The organism is Rhodococcus sp. NPDC057014, from assembly GCF_042673295.1.
GTDB lineage: Bacteria > Actinomycetota > Actinomycetes > Mycobacteriales > Mycobacteriaceae > Rhodococcus_F.
The window spans coordinates 1-5589 of record NZ_JBHUSF010000452.1 but is presented as its reverse complement, the minus strand read 5'-3'; the positions used below and the strand labels follow the sequence as shown (position 1 = coordinate 5589).

The 5589-nt window shown below is 69.6% G+C and carries 6 protein-coding genes; 5 read left to right on the top strand and 1 reads right to left on the bottom strand.

The annotated features are described in order from the left end of the window. The 5 genes from ACFTZB_RS42535 to ACFTZB_RS42515 form a co-directional block, all read left to right on the top strand. Positions 1-186 (top strand): acyl-CoA dehydrogenase family protein (locus ACFTZB_RS42535; RefSeq protein ID WP_378441502.1); only part of this gene is annotated, 186 nt, incomplete at its 5' end. Next, positions 183-986: a hypothetical protein gene (locus ACFTZB_RS42530; protein ID WP_378441500.1), complete on the top strand. Its 804-nt coding sequence runs from the start codon at positions 183-185 to the stop codon at positions 984-986. The genes ACFTZB_RS42535 and ACFTZB_RS42530, both read left to right, overlap by 4 nt. Then, positions 983-1831: an alpha/beta fold hydrolase gene (locus ACFTZB_RS42525; protein WP_378441498.1), complete on the top strand. Its 849-nt coding sequence runs from the start codon at positions 983-985 to the stop codon at positions 1829-1831. Before ACFTZB_RS42530 ends, ACFTZB_RS42525 begins: the two co-directional genes overlap by 4 nt. Then, entirely contained in the window at positions 1828-3534 is a 1707-nt protein-coding gene (locus ACFTZB_RS42520; RefSeq protein WP_378441496.1) for an AMP-binding protein, read from the top strand. The genes ACFTZB_RS42525 and ACFTZB_RS42520 overlap by 4 nt, the downstream gene beginning before the upstream one ends. Then, a complete protein-coding gene (locus ACFTZB_RS42515) occupies positions 3527-4762 on the top strand; it encodes an acetyl-CoA C-acetyltransferase (RefSeq protein WP_378441494.1) in 1236 nt (411 codons plus the stop codon). The genes ACFTZB_RS42520 and ACFTZB_RS42515 overlap by 8 nt, the downstream gene beginning before the upstream one ends. A gap of 4 nt (positions 4763-4766) precedes the next feature. On the opposite strand, the gene ACFTZB_RS42510 is transcribed toward ACFTZB_RS42515, so the two are convergent. After that, the gene (locus ACFTZB_RS42510) at positions 4767-5561 is read right to left on the bottom strand and encodes an alpha/beta fold hydrolase (protein WP_378441492.1); all 795 of its coding nucleotides are present in this window, start codon (positions 5559-5561) and stop codon (positions 4767-4769) included. Between the last annotated feature and the right edge of the window lie 28 nt (positions 5562-5589).

Sequence of the window (5589 nt, the reverse complement as noted above, 5' to 3'; positions counted from 1 at the left end):
GCGACGGAGATGGCGGAGCGGGTGACCAGTGAGGCGGTGCAGATCCACGGCGGTGCCGGGTACACCACCGATTTCCAGGTGGAGCGGCACTGGCGCGATGCCCGGTTGACGAAGATCTTCGAGGGCACCAGCGAGATCCAGATGCGGATCATCTCCGACGAACTGCTGGGGAGGGCGGCCGAATGAGCACACTCACCACGAGCATCGCTGTCGGCGATCGCACTGTGAGCGAACCAAGGCGAGTCTCCGAACTCGCACTGTCCCTGCCGGAACCGTCGTTGACGGGAATCGTTCTCGCGGGAATGCTCACTCCCCGGCCGACCGCCGAAGCCACCCGCACCGGGCTGCAATGGAATGCGGAGTGCGCGGTGACGGGTCCCGACGTCGTCCACGTCGAGTCCGTTGTCACGCGGGTCGAGCAGTCGGCGGACGGGATCATCATCGATCGTCACGTGCGGCTGGTCGACCACGGTGGGTCGGTCCGCGAGCAGGGTATCGAGACGTGGCGCCTGCCCGACCCCGCCGGCGTCCGATACGACCCGGCGGTGGACTTCTGCACCCCCGCCTGGGGAGAGGTTCTCCGAGAATCGCTCTCCGCCGACCCTGCCTTCGCGTCCGCGCTGGCGACGTGGGACGGCACGGTGGGTCTGCGCTGCACCGACGCCTCGGGCGGGGCCCGCGAGGTGCACCTGCGGATCTACCGCGGCCGGATCATCGACGTCGCGCGCCGCGTCCCCGGTGGGGCCACGTTCACGCTCGTCATCCCGGCCGTGACGTGGGTCGACCTGGTGGTCGCCGAACACAACGACTTCATGCGCCGCGCGATCAGCGGTGAATTCTCCTCCAGCGGCGACGGGTACGAGTACCTGCGACTCACCAAGCCGCTCGACATCGTCATCGCCCATGCCCGCGCCGCCGCACGTGAGTGGCAAAGCGTGTCGGGGCACACATTGCCACTCACGTGCGGAAGGGAGGCCCGGTCATGATCGAGGCCCGGTACCTGGACATCGACGGCGCGCTCGGCTTCGTCGAAATCGTCACCCCCGACAATCGTCGGGACATCGAAACACCCACCGTCCTGTGCCTGCACACCGCCGGGCAGAGCGGAGTCCAGTGGCGCCACGCCGCATCCGCACTGGCCGACCGCGGCTACCGGGTGATCGTCCCCGACCTTCCGGGCCATGGGCGTTCCGAGCCCGCCGTCGACGGCCCGATCACCAGCATCGTGGTGTTCGCGGACTGGCTCGGGAAGGTCCTCGACGCCCTCGCCGTCGAACGGCCGTTCGTGATGGGATGTTCCATCGGGGGCAAGCTGACCCTCGAACTCGCGACACGGACGTCCAGGCCGCTCGCCGGAGCGATCGCGATGGAGGCGGAGGCAGGCCCGGGCCGCGTCAACGTCGGCGGATTGCGTCGCGAACTCGAGGACGTCGCCGGACCCAGCCGCGCCGACCGCACGTATCTGGGCACGCTGGCGTCCATCGGGCGCTCCGTGCCCGAAGCGCAGGCCCGCCTGATCGCCACGATGCACAAGCGCGAGGATCCGGAGATCTCGTCCTCGGACCTCATCGCCTGGGGAACGCACGACGTGCGGGACCGTCTCGCCGACATCACGTGCCCCATCAGGCTCGTCGCCGGTGCGCAGGACCCGTGGATCCGGGCCGGACTCGTCGAGCAGGCCGCAGCGAGAATCGAGGCCGCCCGGCCGGGATCGACGACTTTCACCCTGCTCGACGACATCGGCCACTACCCCATGGAGGAGATCGACGACTTCGCGTCGGTGGCGGACGGCTGGCTGACGGAACTGCGCACCGCGGCGGTGCTCTCGTGACGGCGCACGACACGGCCACGCGCCGTGACACTCTCGCCGCGCTGCTCGACGAACTCGTGACGGCCGACCCGACGGCCCCCGCCACGATCGACGTCGTCGACGGCGAACCGATCGTCTCGGGCCGCGCCGACCTCCGCGACCGCGTCGAGACACTGAAGTCGGAACTTGCAACGGTCGGTGTGCGCCGCGGCCAGTGCGTGGCTGTGCTGCTGCCGAACTGGTCCGATGCCATCGTCTGGCAGCTCGCCTCGTCGGCGGTCGGAGCACACGTCATCGGCGTGAACACCCGGTACAACACGCACGAGATCGCGCACATCCTCACCTCCGCGCGACCCGCGGTAGTGGCCGTGGCCGACCACTTCCACGGCCTCGACCTGTTCGGGCGACTCGAAGAGGCGCAGCAGTCCGTCGACCTGCCGGCACCGGCGGTCGCGGTGGTGCGCGGCCCCGCGGCCGCGGGCGAGGCTCCCGATCCGACGCGATTCGACCTCGGCGGCGGCGCCTGGACCGCGGGCAGCGCGGACGCCGGCGATGTTCGGGCGCCGGAGACACCCGACATGGCCACCACGACCGCCGCGGGCGAGCGGGCGGACCCCGGCGACCCGCTCGCAGTCGCGTTCACCACGTCCGGCTCCACCGGCGTTCCGAAACTCGCGGCCCATCGGGAATCCGCGGTGGTCCGGCACGCCCGCGCCGACGCCGTCGTCCTCGACGTCGAGCCCGGCGACGTCACGCTCTGCGTGCTACCGGTGTCGGGCGTGTTCGGATTCAGCACGGCCCTGGCGACTCTCGCCGGCGGCGGCGCCCTGCTGATGGAACCCGTCTTCGACGCCGCGTCCACGCTGGGCCGCATGCAGTCGCTGAAGGTGACACACGTGGTCGGCGGCGACGACCTCTTCACCCGTCTCCTCGACACGTGGCACGGGGGCGACCGCGCCGACCTGTCGTCGTTGAAGCGGCTCGGGATCGCCGACTTCCTCGGCCGTTCGCACGAGGTGGCCGCATGGGTCCGGGACGAATTCGACGCCGTCACCACGGGCGTCTTCGGGTCCTCCGAGGTGTTCGCCCTGATGCTGCTGTGGGATGTCACCGATCCGGAAGCCGTGCGCTGGAACGGCGGCGGGCGTCCGGTGGAACCCGCCATCGAGATCCGGATAGCCGACCCCCTGGACGATTCCGTTCTCCCCGACGGCGAGCAGGGCGAGCTTCAGGTGCGCGGACCGAACGTCGTCGACGCGTACCTCGGCAATCCGGATGCGGCCGCGCGAGCATTCACGTCGGACGGATGGTTCCGCAGCGGCGACCTGGCCGTCGCCACCGGAGACGGCGGCTATACCTACGTGTGCCGGATGGGGGATGTGCTCCGGCTGCGCGGATTCCTCGTGGATCCGGCCGAGATCGAGCACCGGATCGCCGAACACGACGGCGTCCACCTCACGAAGGTCGTGGGCATCACCGGGACCGGCGGATACACCGAAGCCGTCGCGTTCGTCGTCCCGGCCGAGAACACCGACGTCGACGCCGCCGAGCTCAAGTCGTGGTGCGCAGAGTCGTTGGCGGCGTTCAAGGTTCCCGCCGCCGTGCACATGATCGAGGAAATGCCGACCACCGTGGGCGGCAACGGAGCCAAGATCCGAGCGGTCGAACTGCGCGAATGGGCGCAGCGCTGGACCGATCACGAAAGGGATTTCCGCAGTGCCTGAAAACTCGAACACGAAGGCGACCGATGTCGTCGTCTGTGAGCCCCTCCGCACCCCCGTCGGCAGATACGGCGGCCAATTCACGGACGTTCCCGCCGCCGACCTCGGCGCCCGTGTGGTGTCCGAACTGCTCGACCGCACCGGAGTGGATCCGGGCAGCATCGACGACGTGATCTTCGGTCAGTGCTACCCGAACGGCGAGGCACCCGCCATCGGCCGCGTCGTGGCCCTCGATGCGGGGATGCCGGTGACGGTTCCCGGTCAACAACTCGACCGTCGCTGCGGATCGGGTCTGCAGGCCGTGCTCGACGCAGCGATGCGGGTACAGACGGGGATCGCCGAACTGGTGATCGCCGGCGGCGTGGAATCGATGAGCCGCGCCGAGTACTACACCGAGGCGATGCGCTGGGGAGCCAAGGGCGCCCCGGCCGCGCTCCACGACCGGCTCGCCCGCGGTCGCGTCACCGCAGGTGGCCGCAACTACCCCGTCCCGGGCGGCATGCTCGAGACGGCGGAGAACCTGCGCCGCAAGTACCGGATCAGCCGCCGGGAACAGGACGAACTCGCGGTCAGCTCCCATCACCGGGCGGTCGCCGCCATCGACTCGGGAACGTTCGCCGAGGAGATCGTGCCGGTGGAAGTTCCTGTCCGCAAGGGTGATCCGCGGGTCGTCGACCGGGACGAGCATCCCCGAGCCGACACGACGATCGAGTCGCTCGCTCGGCTGCGACCCATCATGGGCAGCACCGACCCCGACGCGACCGTCACCGCAGGCAACGCCAGCGGACAGAACGACGGTGCGGCGGCGTGCCTCGTCACCACCCGGGCACAGGCGGAACGGTTGGGACTCCGGCCGCTCGCCCGCCTCGTCACCTGGGCGGTGGCCGGCGTGGAGCCGTCCGAGATGGGAATCGGACCGGTGCCGTCCACCGAACGGGCCCTGAAACGCGCCGGGCTGACGCTCGCCGACATCGACCTCATCGAACTGAACGAGGCCTTTGCAGCGCAGGCGCTGGCCGTCACACGCGAATGGAATTTCGGTGCACAAGATTTCGACCGCACCAACGTCAACGGTTCGGGAATCTCGCTCGGGCATCCCGTCGGCGCTACGGGAGTGCGGATCCTCACCACACTCCTGCGCGAGATGGACCGTCGCGGAGTCCGTTACGGTCTCGAGACGATGTGTATCGGCGGCGGCCAGGGGCTGACCGCGATCTTCGAGAGGGTCTGACCCCTCAGCTGTCGAGACCCCGGATCCAGTCGGTGAGCGCCCGCACAACCTGTGCGGGCGCTTCCGGCATCAGTGCATGGCTGGCGTTCGGGACGACGCTCACGGTGACCAATTCGCCGAACCGGTCCCGCAATTCGTTCGCCGTCTCGCGCGGCCGGAACGGGTCGAGAGCGGACTGCAGATCGAGAATCGGCTGGTGCGCGACCGCCCACCATTCGTCCTTGGGTGTGGCGGCCGACGCGGCGAGCTGCCGCGTCGACACGTCCGGATACCAGCCGCTGAGCCATTCCGCCGGGTCGTTGCCCGGCGCGAAGAATCCGGTCTGCAGGTAACCGATCCGCTCCGCGTCGGGAAGTGAGGGATCGGCGCACTTCACCGCCAGCGCGGTCAGCGCGGCAGGGTAGTTGCGGGCGCCCGCGGCGGCGACGACGACGCCGCGCACCAGGTCCGGCCGGTCGGCGGCGAGCATTCGTGCGACGTAGTGCCCGAAGGCGTGACCGACGACGACGGCCGCGCCGTTGTCCTGTGCTTCGATCACCGCTCCGACGTCGGCGGCCAGGTCGTGCAGCGTGATGTCCTCCAGTGAACCCACGCTGCGACCGATGCCGCGCGGTTGCGGACGGGAGACCCGGAACCCGTTGTGCGCGAGCCCACTCGCGACGTCGTCGTAGTCGTACGACTCGCGGCCGAGCGAGGGTAGCAGGATCACCGAGGGGCCGCTGCCCTCGACGACGACCTCGATCACGGCCGACGCGGTGTGCACGAATTCCGTCGTCCGCGTTTCGGATGTGTTCGCCATGATGATTCCTCCACCAACGTCGAGACCC